Genomic DNA, 21,669 nt, shown 5'->3' on the forward strand with positions numbered 1-21,669 from the left:
CCTGTTATTTTTTAAACGGATCGAAATAGTTGATCCTTTCTTTTTTATATAAAATAAAATGCCGCTCCAGGTTATTGGTAAAAACAGTATAGTTTTTCCTGTCAGCAGGCGTCCAGGCAGCTTCTGCCAAAGCCGCTATCCTGGGATAAAGCATGTAATCCAGCCGGTAGCTATCCTGCATGGTTTCTGTCCACAGGTTGGCCTGTATACCTAATACCTGTTTTTGATTGGTTGCAGTAACCACGGGTAAAGTACGGGCATTAAAGTTGTAAACATCTTTCAGCGGGATATAGGCTTTCCCCCATTTGCGGCCAGCTGTATGTGTGCTGTCCTGCACAAAGTCAAAATAAAATGGCAGGCGCGGGCAAAGTACCGTCTCAAATCCTTTGTTTAGAGCAGTTTGCAGCTGCTCCGGTTTATCGTGCCGCCACCAAAAAACAATGGTCCTGTCTTTGGGCAAATTCATGGCCGCCACTTCATCCCAGGCCAGCAGCCGGGCATTCATACTATACACAGAGTCGGCCATTCGTTGCATAAAGTATTGTTCTACCTGCTGCACCGTAGTTAGCTTATTGCGGGTCATCAGGTTTTTTACATCTGCATCGGCCATCCATTTATCATTACCAAAACTCACTTCATCTCCGCCCAGGTGCAGCATCCCCGACGGAAACAATGCGTTTACCTCGCGAAGAATATCGGTCAAATAACCATAGGTAGCTTCCTTACCAGGGTGAAAAGTAAATTCGGGGTGTTTATCGCTGCCGCCGCCGCTAAACGCGGGATAAGCCTTATTAGCAGCAGTGGCATGGCCCGGCATATCAATTTCAGGGATCACCACAATGTTTCTTTCAGCTGCATCCCGCACTACTTCTGCAATTTGCTGCTGCGTATAAAACTGTGCCGGCACATCAGGATTGGTATAAGACCCTATTCCGCCAACCAAAGCCAGCCGGGGATATTTTTTTATTTCAATACGCCAGCCCGGCTCATCGGTCAAATGCCAGTGAAAACGGTTAAGCTTGTAAAAAGCCATCCAGTTCAAAATGGATTTCACTTTATCTATCCCGAAAAAATGCCTCGACTCATCGAGCATGAATCCGCGCCAGCTATACAAGGGCTCGTCTTTGATCGTCCAGCCATCGAGTATAATTGTTTCGCCTGCTCTCATTTTAAAAGCCGATACCTGCAGCAGGCTGGAAATACCATTGATTACGCCGCCTACCGAGCTGCCGGTAATGGTTATTTTTTTATTGCTGACGGACAGGCGATAGCCTTCGTTGCCGGAAGATACATTTTTGTCTACCCGTAATTCGATGGCATTGAAAGACCGGGCCACCGGTGTAACAGACAGGGGAATGGAAAACATTTCCAGCATTTGAAACTGCAGGTAGGCGGCCGCTGATTTCAATTCGGGGCTGTCAACAAAAAGTTGCGTTTGCCCGCTTAACGCAAAGCTGTCTTTTGTTTTTACCGATTCAACGGGAGCCGGTATCACCGGGCAACTATTTTGCGCCTTTACTGTTGCCTGGAAAAATAACAGTATCAGAAAAATGTTTATCCTCATGTATTCCGTTTCAAAAGTTTATTCTAAAATCAGTTCAATAACCGGTACCAGGGTATCGGGTTTTTGTACGGGTAATTGCAGCATCACATCATTTTCCCCGGAAGTTTCGGTTGTATGACCTCCGGGATTGGTATGAGTTGAGAACCTGATCTCTGATCCGTCCTGCAGCAACTGGGCATACTTGAATTTGCCTTTATACCCTTCCAGCAAAAGGGTTTTGAACGGCCATGCGAGTACATGTATGTACAGGCGCTTCTTTGCGGCATTATAGGTAAGCAGGCAATTAGCCGGCTTCTTAAACAGCTCCGGGGCTTCTGTACAGCCATAAACGGACCTGCTGTTATATTTCATCCACCTGCCTATTGCGGCCAGGCGGTCCGATGCCCTGTCATCGAAGTTGCCACGGGCAGTAGGGCCCACATTCAACAGCAGGTTCCCGCCTTTGCTAACCGTTTCTACGAGCATTACCACCAGCTGCTCCGGGCTTTTCCAGGAATACTCATCACGGAAATAACCCCATGAGCCGGAAAAGGTCTGGCAGGTTTCCCAGGGTACTTTCACGCCGTTTACTTTTACCCATTCTGCGGGCATGAACTGTTCAGGGGTCTTGTAGTCCCATCCCCAGGAAGTTTCATTCAGGCCCAGCCTATCGTTGACAATAATACCTGGCTGCAGCTTACGTACCAGCTTTAATAAATTCTCAGCGTCCCACTCCTTATATCCTTTTTCCGCATAGGAAAAATCAAAAAACAACTGGTCTATTTTTCCATACCGGGTAAGCAGTTCTGTAACCTGATCTTTCATGTATTGCTGATAGCGCTCCATCTTCCTGCCTGCGTTAGCCCTTGCTCTTTCTTCTTTGGCAGATGGTGTAGGCGGGTGGCTGCCATCATAAATAAAATCAGGATGATGCCAGTCTATCAAAGAATAATAAAATCCCACTTTCAGACCCTCTGCCCGGAACGCATCCACAAAATCCCTCAACAGGTCCCTCCCGTAAGGCGTATTAGTAACTTTATAATCGGTGTATTTGCTATCCCATAAGCAAAAGCCTTCGTGATGTTTAGTGGTTAGTACCACATATTTCATACCTGCGGCTTTAGCTTCTTTTGCCCATTGAACGGGATCATACAGATCCGGATTGAAATTTTCAAAATACTTTTTATAGTTTTCCGGGGTAATTCTTTCGCGGCTCTGCACCCACTCGTGCCGGGCGGGTAATGCATACAAGCCCCAGTGTATGAACATGCCAAAGCGATCATGGGTCCACCACTCCATACGCTTTGTTTTGCCCCCGGGTGATTCTTTGGCCCAGGCGGGCACCTGATCCTGCGATCGGCCTTTAACAGCAGGAAGAATGAGCAATATCGCTCCCCATAAAATGAACCTGGCAAATTGTTTCATTAACATATTACTTTTAATAAACAGGATGCATACAAATTTCCGCGTTTCAGCTGTAGGTCAAAAAGACACAAAAGCAACGCAACTATTGCCGGAGCCTGTCTTTTCGCGGCAGGCCCTTTCACCAGCAATTTTGTATAACAGTTATAAGACCCGCTACCCAACCCCGGGTTTACATATGTGCATTTTCCAGCTCTTTAGCGTTGATCTTTCCTTTCTTTATATCAATTTTTATCACAAAAGGCTCTTTGCTTACAAAAGAATCAGGCAACGTAATATCAAAATACACATTTTTATCGAGGTCCAGCCCTATATCGGTAAACTTCATTTTTAAAGGCGCCTTATCGGCTAAAAGACGGGCAGCAGTGGGTACATCAGTAGCCTCTTTCGGAATTTTTATTCTTACCTGGTTATTTACAGGGCGATTAAATACCGTTAAATACAAAGCCTTTTCTTTTTGGGTATAATAACCATACTGCGATGGTTCTAACGGCGCATGTGCCGCGCCATAAACAGCTTCATTGTTCACTTTCATCCAATCGCCTATTTCCCGGGCAAGCTTATCCTCACCTGTATGCATACGCCCGTTTCCATCCGGTCCGAAATTGATAACGAGGTTACCACCCATCGACACCGAATGCATCAGCATGTCGATTAAATCATAAGCCGTTTTTGTATAGAACGGCGACCAGTCTTTAATATATCCCCAGCCGTTTGGCGGGATGGTCATTACACCATCCCAGTCGTTTCCATTCAGCCACTCGTATTTTGCCGGCAGCTTCCGCTCCCAACCCTGCTCATAATCGCCCAGCAAATCCCCGTTCGAGTCGAAATGCCGCTTGCCATGCTCATCATTTCTAAACCGGCTGCCGATAATCAGTCCGGGATGCGCCGCGCGCAGGTCTTTTTCTAACTGGTAGGTCCACTCGTAAGAGTCGATCCAGGCTTTGTCCCAGGTTCCGTCAAACCAAAACCCCTTCATTTGGGGATAATTATCCAGCAGTTCAAAAAGCTGGTTCCGGGTATAGGTCAGAAAATTTTTATACGAGGCTTTTTGCACATCCGTTTGCGGCGCGGCGCTTTGGTAATCTTTATTATGCCAGTCGATAATAGAAAAATACAGATACACATCAATCCCTTCTGTGGTGTATGCATCCACCAGCTGTTTTATAACATCCTTCTTATAGGGAGATTGTGCGATAGTATAGCGGGAATACTTACTGGGCCACAAACAGAAACCATCATGATGCTTGGTGGTAATGATCATATAACGGGCGCCCATTTGCCTGGCCTGCCTGGCCCACCGTTTGGCATCAAAATCTTCCGGATTGAATTGTTTGTAAAGATTATCATATGTTTCTCTCCAGTTCTGCGGTGCAGATTTGCCAGACCATACCCTTATCCACTCAGATGCGGTCGGTGCTTTTACACCATTCCATTCCCCACCGGCAATCGCATATACGCCCCAGTGAATGAACTGCCCCAAACCATATTCCCGAAATCGCTGCATATCGGCATCGGTACGCTTACCCGTATGTAAAGGGCCATACTCTAATTCAATACGCTCTTTAGGCTTTTCCTTAGGGCCTGTCCAGCTTTGTGCGTTGGCATATAACAGTGTTCCTGATAAAAACACCGTTATAATTATTTTCAGGACGGTTCTATTCATGCTTCTATTTTTATTTTATAAATACCAGTCTTTATACCGCTTCAATGCTTCCAGGTAATAATAATCTGCATAAATCAATGGCACATCTATTTCTGAATTTAACGGCAGGGCGCCGGTACTGTGTTTTAACAGAAAGCCCCCGTTCTCACCTACCTTGGCTTTGTATTTTTTGCCTGATAAAGAAACAATCATATCCCGGGCATTATCAATATACGATTGCTTTTCGGTGCCGCTGGTGTACTGCGCCAGCTCTAACAGAGCAGATGCAATCAGCGCTCCCGCAGAAGCATCTCTTTTAGCCATTGGAATTTGAGGGGCATCAAAATCCCAGTAAGGAATTTTATCCTCGGGAAGATTAGGATGCTTTAAAATAAAGCCGGCTATTTTCCGGGCATGATCCAGGTAGCGCTTGTCTTTTGAAAAGCGGTACATCATGGTATAGCCATATAAGCCCCAGCCCTGCCCACGGGCCCAGGCAGAACAATCTGCGGCTCCCTGCCAGGTTGCCTTGCGGAGCACTTTGCCGGTTTTAGGGTCGTAATCTATTACGTGATAGCTGCTGTAATCCGGCCTGAAATGGTTCTGTAATGTAGTGTTGGAATGCGTAATGGCAATATTTTTATACCGCTTACCGCCACCGTTGTCGGTTACCCAATATAACAGCTCAAGGTTCATCATATTATCAATAATAACCGGGCATTTAAAATACTGGTTACTGTTCCAGGACTGGATGATCTTTGCATCGGGCCGGTAACGGGTGGCCAAAGAAGCGGCCGACTGAAATATAATATCCTTATATGCTTCGTTTTGGGTAAGGCGATAAGCATTGCCAAAGCTGCAATACATCATAAAACCCAGGTCGTGATTGCCGGTGTATGTTTTATTAGACTCAATAACCGCCAGCGTTCGTTCCGCTTCTTTTTTTATGGCAGGATCGCCGGTTTGCTCGTAGATATACCAAAGCGCCCCCGGATAAAAACCGGTACACCACCAGGTACGTTCGTAGGCAATGAACTTATCATTCTTTGCATCATAGGACTGCGGCATTCTATCTGCCGGGGTCAATGTCATCATATACCTGTACTGGGAATCGGCAAAGGCAAAGTTCTCTTTGATGAGCTGGCACATGTCTGTTTGAGAAACATTTTGTCCACTACTCTTTGTTACTATTATTAACTGTAAGGCAAACAACATCAAAAAAAATCTATTCATTATCACAATTGGGTGTTAGTTAAAACTTTTCGCTATGCAATTATTCTCTTACCATCCTGGATTTTGGAGTATGGCACCACCGGCTTTATTCACTTCTGTTAAAGGAATAGGAAAGTTATACATTTTTGGTGCTGCAAAAACCCTTGTTTCCGCGGTAATTCTTTCGCCAGTTGAAGCAGGTGTTGGATATCTTCTGGCAATTAAAGGCTGATTATCTACTACTTCTGCTATCTTCCAGCGCTTTATATCAAAAAACCGGTGTGCCTCTTCAAAAGCCAGCTCTACCCTTCTCTCATTTCTTATAACAGCTCTCATCTGCTCTTTACTCATCCCAGTGGATAATGTATAAGGATTAAGACCTGCCCGCTGACGTATGGTTTCCACAGCCTGATACACTTCGGGTGTAGGTCCCTGGAATTCGTTTAAAGCCTCGGCATAGCTCAGCAAAATTTCTGCATAACGGCTTACTATAAAGCCTGCATTAGTAGCCAATCCACCACTGCCTGTAGCTCCCTCGTTACATAATTTTCTGAATAAGAAGCCGGTTCTTGTAGATGTACCAAAAGCATCACCGGTAGTGGAGTTTACGGCAAAATTAATTCCTGAGAACGTTGTAAGATTGGTATTGAGCCATTGGGCACCCTGATATAAAATGGTTACGTAAAAGCGCGGATCTCTGTTTACAAAGGGATTGGTCTCAACATATCCTGAAGAGGGATCAGTGATCGGCTTTCCGTTGTTCATTTCAAAGGCATCAACCAGAGCGTGGGATGGAAAAGAATAATACTGTCCGCCTCTGCTGGGAGGCAGCAGCGCATTGTCTGTAAATCGATTTGAAGTAGGAAGAATAGAAAAAATCAATTCATCGTTTACGCGTTGTGTGGTGGCCAGGTACAAGCCATGCTGATTAGTAACTGCGGGATTGCCCTGCAATAGTGTGTATTGATTAAGGTCTATTACAGCTTTTGCAGCATCAGCAGCTTTTTTCCATCTCTGATTATCAAAGCTGGCATATCCTGTCAAAGAAGCAACAGCTGCATTTGTAGTAATATTCTCTCCATTAAATAACGGGCTGGCAGCATATAATAATAACTTTGATTTTAAAGCCAGTGCAGCGCCCTTCGTGGGCCTGCCAAAATCACTTGCCTGGTGTTTCAATGGCAGAAGACTGGCAGCTGCATCAAACTCGGCGCTGAGATAGGTTACACATTCATCGAATGTGGATCTTGTTGCCTTAATGGGATCTGTAAGGGTATAAACACTATCTCCTACAATAGGAATACCGCTATATAACCTCAACAAATGCAAATAATAATAAGCTCTTAAAAACCGAACTTCCCCTTCAAGCCGGCTTTTAACAACTGCAGAGATAGGCGCTCTGTCCTTGTTCTTCAAAAAAATATTACACCAACGTATATTCTTATAACCCTGGCTCCAGGCATTATTAAAGCGGCTCCATCCGGATTCTGACGGAAATGTGTTCAGGTTGAACATGGGACCGATCTGGGCATTACCACTCCACCGGCATTCGCCGTCATCAGTGGCATCAGTAAAGGCCCAGTACCCGCCACCGAACTGGCCATTATCCAAAAAATAATTGTAAGACAGGTTCCGGTAAATAGACGTTAGAAACTCCATAGTTTGAATACTGTCGTTAAACACTTTTTGTTCATTGTATGGAATGTCATCCGGTTTAACATCAAACAGGCTGCTTTCCGAATCCTTTCTGCAGGATAGCAACAGGATACTAACAAAAAACGGAAGGACGAGTAATATATATTTCAATTTCATCAGTTTATTTTTTATATTTTAATGGTCTGGAGGAAGGTGCTGTAAACATTCTTGTGAACATGAAAAACTTAAAGGAGTGTTTCATGATTTTTGTTTCTTAGAATGTAGCACGTAATCCAAGGTTAATCACTTTCATTTGCGGATAGTTGGTATACGCAGCAGTAGCATTATCATTTTGAGATTCAGGGTCTACATCATAAATCTTCAGCTTATACCAGGTAATAAGGTTTTGACCATTGGCAAAAATGCGGAACGATTTGATTCCTACACTCTTCAGAAATGATGTTCCAAACGTATATCCCGTTTCAAAATTCTTTAATCTCAAGTAGCTTGCATCTCTTAGCCAAAACGAAGAGTTATCAAAGTTGGGCCCTCCTAAACGGGGCATTTCGGCAGTAGCCGCTGTTTCGGGCGTCCACCGCTGCAGGTGTATCTCCATTGGCGTACCATTTACATTACCGATCTGCAGCATGGTATTAGCAGCAAGATTACTGCCTGAAGCGCCCTGGAACAATACCGACAGATCAAAACCTTTATAGCTGAAGCCGGCAGAGCAACCAAAAGTATAAGGCGGAACACCCGGTAACCCAATAGGTACAATATCCTGGTCATTGATAACGCCGTCTCCGTTTACATCCTCATATTTTAAATCGCCGGGCTTTAATCCTGTTCTGAAATCAGTTGGTCCGTTATTAATTTCTTCCTGTGTCTGGAAAAAGCCAAGAGAACGGTAGCCAAATATTTGGCCCACAGGATTACCGGTTGTCATATTTAACGGGTTACGGAAATTGTATGGCTCATCCCTGAAAAGGATGGTATTTTTAGCAATAGATAAATTACCTCCTATAAAATAAGAAAGATCCTGACCAATGGTATTTTTGTATTTTACCTCGAACTCCCATCCTTTATTGGATACACGGCCCAGGTTGGTGGGTGTTAGTTCTATTTGGGCAAAAGTAGGTACCGTAGCCCTTGTTGAAAGAATGTCATATCTTAAATCGTCAAATCGGTCAACCACAATATCTACGCTGTTATTAAACAACTTTAAGTCTACACCAATATTGTAAGAGCGCTTTTTCTCCCAGGTAATGGTTTCATTGGCTATTGATGCCGGAGAGATGGTTGCGATACCACTGGGTACCTCACCGAATAAATAGGTATTCGTTGATCTTGCGTACCGGTCAACATATAAATAATCTGTTGCAGCAATATTGTCTGTCCCGGTTGTTCCGTAAGATCCGCGTATTTTAAAGAAGTTTACAAAACCCACCTTGTCCTTAAAGAAATTTTCTTCCGACAGCACCCATCCAGCTGAATAGGCCGGGAAGTAACCAAACTTTTTGCCTGATTTAAATTTATCGGTTCCGCTGTAAGAGGCTGTATATCCCAGTATGTATTTATTATCATACGTATAAACGAATTGGCCGTTTATACCTTTATACACTTCTGTCCTATTGGGCTGACCGGATGTAGCATTAATAATACGGTTCATTACTTCCATGGCTACCACATTGGCCGAAACATTATGCAGGGAACCAAAAGTTCTGTTATAAGAAAGCTGTAATTGCTTATTGGTCTTTCGCACCGGCCTTAAGTATCCCGCGGCTCTTGACAATTGCGTCAGTCTTGTAAGATCGCTGAATACAGGAGTGTAAGAACCATCGTCATTGTACACATAAGTTGGGAACCGTCCTCTTGTTAATGTTCTTGTAAACCCTGTATTCTGAGCAAAAGAATACGCACCGCTTATTTCCAGGCCATTGGTAATAAAGCCCAGTTTCTGATTAGCCGAAATATTAATATTGAAATCGTTATTAAACTCTCGGCTATAGCCGGCATATTCTAATATGCCTACGGGGTTGAGGCTATAATTACCTATCTTTCCTGCGTAGCTGCCGTCTGGATTTTTTACCGGGTACAACCAGGGTGTAAGAACGCCACTCGTAATCCTTCTCCACATAGGCCAGGCACCGCCGGTCATAACATCAGGAAGGTTGGGTTCGTTAATCTCGCTAAAGTTGGCTCTCAGGTCCGTTTTAACAGTAAGGGTTTTGGTAACGGTAAAGTCGAGGTTCGTGCGCAGGTTAAACCTCCTTAAATAGTAGTTGCTGTTAAAGGATTCGCTCTTGGGAACCTCTGCCAGCACACCATCCTGAAACCAATGTGAAAGCGTGAAGAAATAACGCATGATCTGATTACCGCCAGACATATCTATGTTCTGGTTATTCTGCATGGCATATTTTCTGATCAGTTCATCGTACCAGTTCACACTTGGGTATTTATACCTGTTGGAACTATAACGAAAACTGTCTATAGAGGCCTGTGTATATAAACCCCCTTCTTCAGTATCGGGATTTTTCCCTTGTTGAATTAATTGCTCCCTTATCAGCATTAATCCATCAGCAGCGCCCAAAGGTTTTCTCAAAATGGTGGGCGTTTGCACACCATTATTAATAGTAACATTAATAACCGGCTTACTTTCTTTACCACGCTTGGTTGTAATCACAATTACGCCATTGGCGCCTCTAATACCATACACCGCAGTGCTGGCGGCATCTTTCAAAATAGAAAAGCTTTCTATTTCATTTACGTCAATCTGGCTGAGCTTTGAATAATCAAACTCCATATTATCTACAATTACCAGCGGTTGATTGATGCCGCCGGTAGTAGCATAAGTGCTTATGCCCCTTATAAAAATATTAGCAGCATCTTTACCGGGCTGGCCTGTTACCTGTTGCTGAAAAATACCAGGCATGCGACCTACCAAGGCATTTTGAAAACTGGCTGACGGGCTTTGTGCCAATTCGGTTCCTGTAACCGTGCTGATAGCCCCGGTAACTGTTAGTTTTCTTTGTTTCTGAAAGCCGGTTACAACCACTTCGCCCATTTCAGTATTATTGGATTGCAACCTGATGAGATAATAACTTGAATCGGGTTTTATGATAGCTTTTGCAGAGCTATAACCAACGGAGCTTACTTCAAGGATATCTCCGTTACTGACCTCCAAAGCAAAAGAGCCATCTTCTGAAGATAGTACCTGCCTGGAAAGTACGCCGGCAACCTGAATGGTTGCATATATTACCGGCGCCCCATCCTGGTTCACTGTACGCCCGTTTACAGTTCGCCTGTTTTGAGCATTTGCAACACTTATACAAAATATAAATAGCAGCAGGAAAATATTTCTCATAATGTCTGATATTATTTTAGTTCCAATTAGGATTTTGGGTTAATGATGGATTGCGTTGCATTTCTGAAAATGGAATAGGGTAGAAATACATTTTAGAAGCATCGAAGGAGGATTGCTCCACATCGAATACAGCATACGTTAATGCGGGGCCATTAGTGATTTTCATACCCCTTACCGGTTGATTCATTACTGTTTCAGCAATTTTCCACCTTCTGATATCCCAGAACCGATGCTCTTCAAAAGCCAGCTCAATCCTTCTTTCGTTTCTTATAATTTCACGCATTTCCTCTTTGGTAGCAGATGCAGGAAGACCGTACAAAGCATTGTTCCCGGCTGCCACACCAGCTCTCTTTCGTATGTTAATCAGGTTTTGATATACCGGAGAAGACGTTGCTCCCGGCCCGTTCAGTTCATTTTCGGCTTCGGCATAATTGAGCATTATTTCTCCAAGCCTGAATAAAATATGATTATGTGTTTGGCTGGAAATAGATGTAGATGTTTCAAACGCGCCCATAAACTTGCGTAAATAATATCCCGTTCTTGTTCTGTTTTGAGTATTAAGAGGGTTATCCAGTCCCCCCTCATAAGTTTGCACCGGGCGGTTGAACCAGCTTTTACCATTATAAAAAACACTGGCGGCAAAGCGATCATCCCTGTTCGCATAAGGGTTTGCAGGATCATAGCCTGAGCCGGTTTCAGTAATGCGCTTACCGGTCGTTTTTACCAGGTAGGCATCCACCAGGTTTTGAGAAGGATTATTGGCACCCCCCGATCCCTGCACATACCCTACTGGGCCGTTCAATGTTTCTATACCGGTACCTGTTGTTTTTATTTTAGTAAAAATAATTTCACGTGCAGTACCTGTTAGTCTTACCGAGTTGAACAACGTGATATAATTGGTAGCCAAACTGTAATAATTAGAATCTAATATCTGTTTAGCAGCATTAACAGCATCGCTCCAGTATGTTGTATTGTTTCCGGTGTTATACAAAGGACTGGCCCTGTATAGTAACACTCTTGATTTTAATGCCATGATACCACCACGTGAAACCATGCCCCAGGTTACATCTGACTGTGCAAGTGGCAATGCATCTGCAAAGGCAGCGTTTAATTCACTGATAATGTAATCAAAAGTTTCTCCCGCTGTATTACGGGCAATATTAATCTTCGTATTAAAATCGTAAATGCTATCTTTTATCACAGGCACACCGCCCCATCTCTTCAATAATTCAAAATAAAAATAAGCTCTTAAAAACCTGGCTTCCGCCTTCATTTGTGGTCTTAATGTTGAAGGCCTGACGGGAACTCTGTCTATATTGGCTAAAAACACATTTACGCGCCTGATGCCTTCGTAATTTTGAGCCCACATATTTGCTTCAAAAACATTTCTTGATGATACTCGGTTTTGCCGAAAAGCACCCGTAATATTGTTGATATTAATATGAACGCCATCGTCAGTGGCAGATTCTAAAAAACCATCATTTAACCGCCCATACAGTTCGGGCAGCAAGGTGTAAGTACCATAAAGGTATTTTTTTGCCTGGTCGCCATTAGAATCCAATACATCAAATATGTTGTCAAGATCATTCCTTTCAAAAGGAACTTTTTCTACTTCTTTTTTGCACGATGTGCTGTAAAAGACGATCAGTAATGCCAGTGATATAGTATAAAAAATTGTTTTCATCCGTTGATATTTTTAGTCTGATGAAATGTTCACCAGTACAATTCATATTATGGTTTTAAAATTTCACGTTAACGCCACAGTTAAATACCCGTGTATTGGGAAATAAAGAAGAAGTAATTTCCGGATCCATATCTTCGAGTTTTGTGAATGTGAGCAAGTTCAGGCCATTTACAAAAAACCTGATGCCTTGTAACCTGATATGGCTCACCCAATTTTTTGGAAGATTATATGCCAGCTCTACATTTTTTAGCCTGATATAACTGCCGTCTTTTAACCAAAAGCTGGATGCCCGGTGGTTATTGGGATTGTATCCCAAACTCAGCCGGGGATAAGTGGCGGCGGAGGCCGTGGCCGCTGTCCACCTGTTCTGGTGCATTTCGGATGCCTGTCCTATCCCGTTATTAGGACCTGTTTGAAACTCCAGATTGTTCAGCACATTGGTCCATACATTATTATTTTGAGACCCGTTCCAAAGCATGGAAAACTCAAATCCTGAAAATCTTGCCATAAAAGATAACCCGTAGGAAACTCTGGGGCCCTTATTTCCTAAAGCAGTTTCATCAAAAATATCAATGCGGTTATCCCCGTTCAGGTCCTTAAATTTAATATCCCCTAACTGTGGAGTGTAGCCCTCTATTATGGGCGCTTTATCCAGCTCGCCCTGTGTATTGTAAAACCCATCGGCTATATAGCCAAATGGCTGATTGATGGGCTGACCGGTTCTTCTCATATATGAATAAGCGGCGGGCAATTCATCTGCGTATACCAGCCTGGACTGCATCAGCCCTATATTGGCACCTATTATATAGTTGAGCCTTTTCTCAGTTCCATTATTATAATCCACACTCAGGTCTATACCAGAATACTTCAACTTCCCAAGGTTCTCAACCGTTAAATCAGTACCAATAATACTGCTAGCCCCCGAGTTTCGTAAAATAAGGTTATCGGTAATATTATTATTAAAGTAATCAGCGGATATGGTAAGGCAATTTTTCAATAGCCCCAGGTCTATCCCTACATTCAGATTATAAGAATTCTCCCATTTAAGATTATCATTTACCAATGCAGGTTCTACAATGGTAGCGTTTGCCGTAGGCGATGTTGATGTTCCGGTATAGAAGGCAGGTCCCGATTCAGCATAGCTAACGAGATAGGAGAAATTGCCAATATTCAGGTTATTACCCACTTTCCCGTAAGAAGCTCTTACTTTAAGGAAATCAATTGCGTTCAATGCAAACCAGTCTTCAGAAGATAATTTCCACCCTACGCCTACAGAAGGAAAGAAGCCCCACCTGTTTTTTTCGGGAAGCCGGTTAAAATAAGAATAGGCGGCAGACAGGTCCACAAAATATTTATCGGCATAGCTATAGAAGTAAGAGTTAAGAATGCTTTTGTTTAAAATAGGCAAATCGCCTGAGCCGCCCACATCCGAACGGTCTACATAATACATTAGCTCACTATGCAGGTTATGATTGTTCTTTGACAGATCGTGTCCCAAACCACCTTCCATATAAAACTGCCTGTTTTGGCCACTATATGAAATGCTGTTGGCCTGTGCTCCGCTGGTACCTATCTGCGTATAAGTAGTATCGTTGACCGAGCCTATCGCCATTGAATAGACGGGGAAGGTTTTAGAGCGGTTAATGTTTTGTCCAAATGAATAGTTAAAGGAAGCCAGGCCTTTGGCATACAATCCCTTAATGAAAGGCATTTCCTGCCTGATAGCAACATCTGAATATAATATCCTGTCAAAAGATCTTATATAGCCGGACTTAAAAACGTTCCCGTAAAGGTTATTCCTGTATTGCAGTGTTCCTGCCAGTGAGTCGCGGGGGTTAAAGACAGGGTAAGCATTGTTTGGAGTATAGTAAAAATAATTATATATAGAGGAAACTGTCGCACCCGGCTGATTCAATTCACGAATTCTCGTAAAAATATTTACACCAAGGGTAGTAGTTTTAGTAGCTTTTACATCAACATTAGCCCTGATGATATACCGTTCGGCATAATCCTTCGTTTCATAAGAATTAAGTTCCTTGCCTGATTTTAAAAAGCCGTTTTGATTAAGATAATCAAAATCAAGGTGATACCTTGCAGCAGCTCCTCCACCATCTATATTTACATTATACCGTTGCATTCCGGCATTTTTGTTAGTAAGCAGGTTCCGCCAGTCTATATTAGGATGTCCAAACTTATCGCCTCCTGATTTATACAAATCAAGATCGGAGGGAGTGTAACGAGCCATACTTCCTTCGTTAACCATCGCTTCATTTAACAACACCGAATAATTATAGGCATCCAGGTATTTTGCCTGGAAAAGTTGCTGCTGAACGCCGGTTTGTGCTGTAGCAGAAATTCTTGGTTTTGATATACCCCCGCGGCGGGTTGTAATTAGCAGTACACCATTAGCACCCCGCATTCCATATCTGGTAAGGCTAATAGCATCTTTCAATACGGAAACACTTTCCACCTGCTCAGGATTAAGCGCCGACCACGACCTAACAATTCCATCAATAACCACCAACGGGGCTTGCCCTCTCAAATTTAAGGATGCCCCGCTGAACCTGTCACCCGAAGACGCCCTGATATCCAAACCCGAAAGCAGGCCATAAAGAGATGCTTCAATATTGGTTACGGGAAAAGATAGTAGCCTTTTACCGCTTATCGAATCGGCACTGCCTGTAGCAGGAAGGGGTATTTGGAAAGGAGTTTTGTATTCAATAACCTGCACCGTGTCTGTTTCCTGCCCCAAGGCAGCGCCAGAAATACCTGCCGCCATTGAAATAGCCAGCATCCGTACAATTAAAGTGTTCATTAGTTTTTTCATGTACTCTTGCATTTGGAATCTGTTAATATTTGGTTTTTTACGTTTTAGAAAAACAATTGACTTTATAGCCACCATTTGTGTTAAAAAATCGTTATGAATATCTAAACGATTTCAAAAAACAATACGGTGCTATCTTTAAAAAAATAGGGGGTTTTTATTCAGATTTACATAAATATTTGATTATCAATAAAAATTTTTCATAAATATTTAACTTTTTCTCTTTCAGGCTGCAATTCTAAATATATATAAAAATTATATATGTATTAACTCTAAAGAATTTGTAGCTTTCAGCTCCTGCTATGAGCTGTAAAACTGATAAACTTTTATGCGCAGCTATATGGATATGCTGCATAATTACAGGCGTTCCCTGCGCAAATGGGCAAAAAATTTCATTCAACAGCTGGAACACGGAAGCCGGTCTTTCGCGAAACAGCGTTTACGCTATTGCGCAGGACAAAACAGGGTTTATGTGGATCGGTGCAGGGGAAGCTTTAAACCGGTTTGATGGAAAAGAATTCAGATTTTTTAAGCCGGTCTCAAAAAACAGTGCTCACACTTCGGAGAATGATATTAACTGCCTGCTGGCAGATCAGGCCAATTATGTATGGGTAGGTACAAGCACTGATCTGCTGGCCTACGATACCAGGAACAATCGATTTAAAGAAGCCCGGTTTGAAGGTAAAAATGGCCGGACGTATGTTTATTGCCTGGCTGAAGACAGCCGGTCAAACATCTGGGTAGGCACCAGTTTGGGTCTTTACCGGCTGAAAAACAGGAAAAATTTCACTTTTGAAAAAGCCACCATCCATGATAGTGCGGGGCACCCCTTTAGCAATCTGAGAATAAGCAGTATATTTTGTGACGGCGACAGTATCCTTTGGGCAGGGACCAGTGAAGGTCTCGTAAAAATAAAGTTTACCGGAACCGACATAGTATACACCTCTTTTAAACACGATCCACAGAACCCGGCCAGCATCAGCAGTAATGCGATCACGTCGGTTACTGCCGACAAGTATCATAATTTATGGGTAGGCACCCAAAGCCAGGGAATTAACCTGTTTCATAAAGCTACAGGATCTTTTACACGAATTCATACAGGCACTTCCAAGCTATCGCTGATCAACAATTTTGTGCGCGTGATAAGGCCGGATACAGCAGGAAATATCTGGATTGGAACACAAGAGGGGTTAACCTGTATCAACTGGCACGCTCAAACCGCTGTCAGCTACCAAAATGACCCCGTAAACAGGCATAGCCTCAGCCAGAATTCTGTACACAGCATTTTTGTAGATAAAAATAACCTGGTATGGATCGGTACTTATTTTGGAGGCATTAACCTGATCAACCCCTTTCCATCTGAATTCCGGACATGGAAAAATAACGGGTTGTCAACAGGTTTAAGCAATAATGTAGTTAGCTCCATAGCGTCAGATCTTAAAGGAAATCTATGGATCGGAACAGAAGGGGGCGGCATGAATTACTATAATAGACCTACCAAAAGCTTTACTTATTACACACTGGGAACCAATAGTGTGGGCTCCAACCTTATTAAAACTATTTACAGGGACAGGGACGGAAATATATGGGCCGGTACTCATGCGGGCGGGCTGAACCTCTATCGTGCCGGAGCATTCAAAAAGTACTTTTATACTCCAGACAGCCCTTCATTCATGACATCAGAAATATCCACCATTGCAGAAGATCACGAAAATAACCTCTGGCTGGGCATACAGGGAGGTATACAGGCTTTAAATATATACAGGAGGCAGGGCATCAATCTTACTGATATCAGCAACGATTACAACCGCAACCTTTTGAAAGGAAAAAATATAAAAAAGATCTTCTCCGACAGCAGAAATAATACCTGGATTGCTACTTCTTCGGGTCTGTTTATTGTTAAAAATGGACATAAAATAGTTGATTCTGCCAATTTATATATCAATATCTCTTTACAGCAAAACCTTTACATTACCTGTATACAGGAAGACAGCCAGGGGAATATATGGTTTGGGATTGAAGGTGGCGGATTGAAAAAATACAATCCCGCAGCAGGCAAAGTATATGCTTACCTGTTCAGGCAACCCAAAACCGAAAACGATGTTTATGGCATACTGGAAGACACCAGGGGGCTGCTTTGGGTGAGTACCAAAGCGGGTTTAATAAAGCTGGAGCCAAGTACCGGTAAATCTCAGCTATATACCAAAGCTGATGGGTTGCCTTCCAACACATTTAACTACAATGCCTATTTTAAAGACGACGACGGTATGTTTTATTTCGGGGGATATAATGGCCTCATCAGCTTCGCCCCCTTATCATTTTTTTCCAATACACTGAATGTTCCCATTGTGTTTACCGGCCTGAAAACGCTCAACCAACCTAAAATCGCAGCAATTGATCCATCATCAGGGCTGAAACTGACGTATAATCAAAACGTTTTTACCATAGAATTTGCCCTTCTGAATTACATCAAACCGGAAAAAAACAGGTATGCCTATATCCTGAAAGGGTTTGACACAAAATGGATTGAGACGGACAAGCCTGCTGTTACCTATATGAACCTTAAACCAGGCAAATATACTTTAGTTGTAAAAGGTGCTAACAATGACGGGAAATGGAGTCCTGCTGAAGAATTGGCTATTGAAGTGCTTCCGCCGGTATGGAGAACCTGGTGGGCTTACGTGGCTTATATTATATTGTTTGGTGCCATCCTGTTTTTTATCATCCGCTATTTCTATTTGCAGGAGCTGATAAAAAAAGAAGAGGCGCTGCATCAGAACAAGCTCGATTTCTTTACCAACGTGACCCACGAGATCAGAACACACCTCACGCTGATCATGTCTCCGGTTGATAAAATGATCGAAGACAGGGCTAATGATAACTACCTGCAGCAACAGTTTCAGCATATTAAAAAGAATGCCGGCAACCTGCTTCGTCTTTCTGAAGAACTGATGGATTTCAGAAAAGCAGAAACCGAGCATATGAAACTCCAGATCGCTCCTTATGATATTGTAGCTTTTGTAAAGGAAATTTATGAGTATTTCACCGAGATTTCCCTGGCACGCGACATGCATATCTCTTTTACCCACGATATACAGCAACAAATATTATATTTTGACAAAGAGCAGTTAGAAAAAGTATTTTTTAACCTGATCAGTAATGCTTTTAAGTTTACACCCGATGGGGGCAGGATAGACGTACATATCACAGAAGAGGGTCCGTATATTAAAGTAACAGTTACGGATAACGGGCGGGGTATAGCGCCGGAGTACAAGGATAAGCTCTTCAATAATTTTTTCCAGGTAAATGATGCCGGCTCCCAGAATAAAGGCTACGGTATCGGGCTGGCACTCTCCAGCAAAATAGCGGCGCTTCACGGAGCAAGAATAGAGGTAGCCAGCACTTTGGCAGAAGAGACAAATGAAAGAAAAACCACATTCGCCGTTTTTCTTCAGAAGGGCTTTGAGCATTTTAACCGCCCTATCAGCATCCCCGGGCCGCAGGTAAATGTGGCAGCGCATGAAGTTGCGGTTCCATCTTCCGCAAAAGAAGAAGAAGACGCCTCTCTTTTCGAAAACTATATCGGCGAAAGACAGCTTTCCATACTGGTAGTAGATGATAATCCAGATATCCGTAGTACCATCCACGAAATACTCTCCAGCGCTTATAATGTGATACTGAAAGAAGATGCTGCCACAGGCTGGCTGCATGCCAGCGAACAGCTGCCGGATATCATTATAAGCGATGTAATGATGCCGAACGAAGACGGGTTGAGTTTTTGTAACCGTATCAAATCAGATGTCCGCACCTGCCATATCCCCGTTATTTTACTAACCGCGAAAACCACGCAACAGGACCATATTGACGGGCTGTATAAAGGGGCCGACCTGTACCTTACCAAACCCTTTAACCGGCGCATATTAGAGCTGAATGTAAGAAACCTGCTGGCTACACGCGAAAGAGTTCGCGAAAGGGTGCAGCAATACATACAGCAGGAACTCCTGCTTCCTGCCCCCAAAGAGAGGCCCGGCATACAAAAAGTTTCGAACCCGCTGGATGATGCATTTTTGAATGAGGTGCTGCATATTATAGAAAAGCACCTGGATGAACCGGAATTCAATGTAGCCCTGCTGGCGCAAAAAGTGGCTATGAGCATACCCGTGCTTTATAAAAAAATGAAGGCCGTAACCAACCTCTCTGTTAACGATTTTATTAAATCTGTGAAACTGCAGAAAGCAGCCGAAATGCTGCAGCAAAATACAATGGCGGTATACGAGGTTTGCTATGCTGTAGGTTTCCAGGACAGGAAGCATTTCAGCCTTGAATTTAAAAAGAAATATGGCCTTACACCCAAGCAGTATGCACTTTCGTATAAAAAAGAGTAGCTCTTTTCCGCAATTTTTATTATATTACAACATGCCGGAGAAGCAGGCTATCTTATGATTTGTCCGGAATATAAAAATTGTTACAGATGCATAGATACATGCTTATCTGCCCGTTTGTGACAAAAAAAGAAAACAGGTACTGGTATACTCTGTATAACAAATGAAAATATAGCTATCCTGATACTAATCGGAAAAGCTGAAAATATATTCGCGCATTAATGGTGTACCTGTTTGTATAACAAAGGGGTGTATCGCCCAAATCATCACTGCCGCGCAGGACGCCGGAATTCGTGGCATAAAGAAAGATCGTAATTATTATATGTTAGAGAGAACCCTGCTGCTGGTCATTTCGCTGTTATTCATTATTACATTACTCACTATGCTGGGCAATAAGCTAAAGATTGCCTACCCTATCTTCCTGGTAATTGGCGGACTGCTGATAAGCCTGGTTCCCGGTATCCCCGATTTCAGGATCAACCCCGATATTGTTTTCTATATTTTCCTGCCACCCATACTTTTTGCCGCTGCCTGGCAAATTCCCTGGGCCGATTTCTGGAAGTACCGAAGGCCCATTTCCCGGTTTGGTTTTGGGCTGGTGTTTTTCACCTCTACTATTATCGCCTTTCTTTCGCACTGGCTGATCCCCGGCTTTACACTGGCGCTGGGCTTTGTGCTGGGAGGCATCATATCACCGCCTGATGCGGTAGCTGCTACTTCTGTTTTACGAAAATTAAATGTACCGCGCAATGTAACCACCCTGCTGGAAGGCGAAAGCCTGGTGAATGATGCTTCCAGCCTGATCGTTTTCAGGTTTGCATTGATGGCTGTAATAACCGGGCAGTTCAATATCTGGGAAGCTACCCAAAGCTTCTTTTTGATGGCCTTTGGCGGCGTTATGGTAGGGCTGGCAATAGGCGGGGTCATATATCTTATTCATAAATACTTTCCCACTACCAGAGCAATAGATACCGCTTTAACGCTCCTGTCGCCGTATGTAATGTACCTGGTATCCGAGCATTTTCGTTTTTCCGGCGTACTGGCTGTTGTTGCGGGAGGATTGTTCATCAGCTATCACTCTCACCATATTCTTACTTATGAGTCGCGTTTAAATATCAGCAGCCTTTGGGACACGCTTACCTTTTTGCTCAACGGGTTTATATTTATACTCATTGGGCTACAGCTTCCTTACCTGGCAAAAAATTTTACGCACCATACCATCAAAGAAGCGCTTTTTTACGGTATGGTGATGGCTGTGGCAGTGATCGTTATTCGCGTGATATGGGTATACACCATAAATATGTACCGGTTTTTTATTGACAGGAAACATCCCGGAAAAGAACCGCTGTTAACGGGTAAAGAGGCTTTTTTAATTTCATGGTGTGGCATGCGGGGAGTGGTATCCTTAGCAGCAGCGCTTTCCATTCCCTTTTTTATTAACGAAGCCAATGAAATGTTTCCCTACCGTTTTCTCATCCTGTTTATGACATTTGTAGTGATATTATTAACACTGGTGTTGCCCGGGCTAACCATATCTCCTATTATTAAATTGCTGAAAATACAAGACCGGCAGGCTGGAAAAATGGCGCTGGATCAGCAATTGATCAAACTACGGTTATCCGAAGCATCCATTGGCTATATTGAAAAAAACTATGCAGAAGAGATACAAAACGATGAGCATTTTAAAGCAGTGCTCAACCGGTACGAACGTATCATACGCATCAGCAAACAAAAAATTGAAGACGGGCTGGATGGCTTCTCCAAACCCGTGAAGAAGGGTCCGCCGCGTTTAAAGCAAATGCTGCTGGGGGTAATTGATGCAAAAAGAAAAGCACTGAATAACTTTTTATACAGTAAAGCGTTTGATGAAGAGCTGATCCGGGATAAAGAGCGCGAACTGGACCTGGAGGAAGCAAGATTAAGAAGCAGGGATGTCTTCATTTAAAATGAAATAA

10 protein-coding genes are annotated in these 21,669 nt (G+C 43.1%); 2 read left to right on the plus strand and 8 right to left on the minus strand.

Annotation, left to right across the window (positions count from 1 at the left end; all coding sequences use genetic code 11):
• Nucleotides 1–4: 4 nt before the first annotated feature.
• The 8 genes from ACYVBM_RS07515 to ACYVBM_RS07550 all read right to left on the minus strand — a co-directional run bounded on the left by ACYVBM_RS07515 (nt 5) and on the right by ACYVBM_RS07550 (nt 15,335).
• The gene (locus tag ACYVBM_RS07515; protein WP_460685020.1) at nt 5–1,564 is read right to left on the minus strand and encodes a beta-N-acetylhexosaminidase; all 1,560 of its coding nucleotides are present in this window, start codon (nt 1,562–1,564) and stop codon (nt 5–7) included.
• Between the two features lie 18 nt (nt 1,565–1,582).
• Nucleotides 1,583–2,968 carry an alpha-L-fucosidase gene (locus tag ACYVBM_RS07520; RefSeq protein ID WP_460685021.1) on the minus strand — a complete coding sequence of 462 codons (1,386 nt, stop codon included), beginning with the start codon at nt 2,966–2,968 and terminating at the stop codon, nt 1,583–1,585.
• A gap of 169 nt (nt 2,969–3,137) precedes the next feature.
• Nucleotides 3,138–4,634: an alpha-L-fucosidase gene (locus tag ACYVBM_RS07525; RefSeq protein ID WP_460685022.1), complete on the minus strand. Its 1,497-nt coding sequence runs from the start codon at nt 4,632–4,634 to the stop codon at nt 3,138–3,140.
• 15 nt (nt 4,635–4,649) lie between these two features.
• On the minus strand, nt 4,650–5,846 hold the full coding sequence (locus ACYVBM_RS07530) for a glycoside hydrolase family 88 protein (RefSeq protein WP_460685023.1): 1,197 nt from the start codon (nt 5,844–5,846) through the stop codon (nt 4,650–4,652).
• A 48-nt stretch (nt 5,847–5,894) separates the two neighbouring features.
• A complete protein-coding gene (locus ACYVBM_RS07535) occupies nt 5,895–7,637 on the minus strand; it encodes a RagB/SusD family nutrient uptake outer membrane protein (RefSeq protein ID WP_460685024.1) in 1,743 nt (580 codons plus the stop codon).
• A 97-nt stretch (nt 7,638–7,734) separates the two neighbouring features.
• On the minus strand, nt 7,735–10,824 hold the full coding sequence (locus ACYVBM_RS07540; protein WP_460685025.1) for a SusC/RagA family TonB-linked outer membrane protein: 3,090 nt from the start codon (nt 10,822–10,824) through the stop codon (nt 7,735–7,737).
• 16 nt (nt 10,825–10,840) lie between these two features.
• On the minus strand, nt 10,841–12,508 hold the full coding sequence (locus ACYVBM_RS07545; protein ID WP_460685026.1) for a RagB/SusD family nutrient uptake outer membrane protein: 1,668 nt from the start codon (nt 12,506–12,508) through the stop codon (nt 10,841–10,843).
• 55 nt (nt 12,509–12,563) lie between these two features.
• Nucleotides 12,564–15,335 (minus strand): SusC/RagA family TonB-linked outer membrane protein, encoded by a 2,772-nt coding sequence (locus ACYVBM_RS07550; RefSeq protein ID WP_460685027.1) that lies wholly within the window; start codon nt 15,333–15,335, stop codon nt 12,564–12,566.
• Nucleotides 15,336–15,634: 299 nt separating this feature from the next.
• Between ACYVBM_RS07550 and ACYVBM_RS07555 the strand changes: the two genes are divergently transcribed.
• Together ACYVBM_RS07555 and ACYVBM_RS07560 are read left to right on the plus strand one after the other, a co-directional pair.
• On the plus strand, nt 15,635–19,717 hold the full coding sequence (locus ACYVBM_RS07555) for a hybrid sensor histidine kinase/response regulator transcription factor (RefSeq protein ID WP_460685028.1): 4,083 nt from the start codon (nt 15,635–15,637) through the stop codon (nt 19,715–19,717).
• Between the two features lie 319 nt (nt 19,718–20,036).
• Nucleotides 20,037–21,659 carry a Na+/H+ antiporter gene (locus ACYVBM_RS07560; protein WP_460685029.1) on the plus strand — a complete coding sequence of 541 codons (1,623 nt, stop codon included), beginning with the start codon at nt 20,037–20,039 and terminating at the stop codon, nt 21,657–21,659.
• Nucleotides 21,660–21,669 lie beyond the last annotated feature (10 nt).

The sequence above is a fragment of the Niabella aquatica genome, assembly GCF_054779315.1.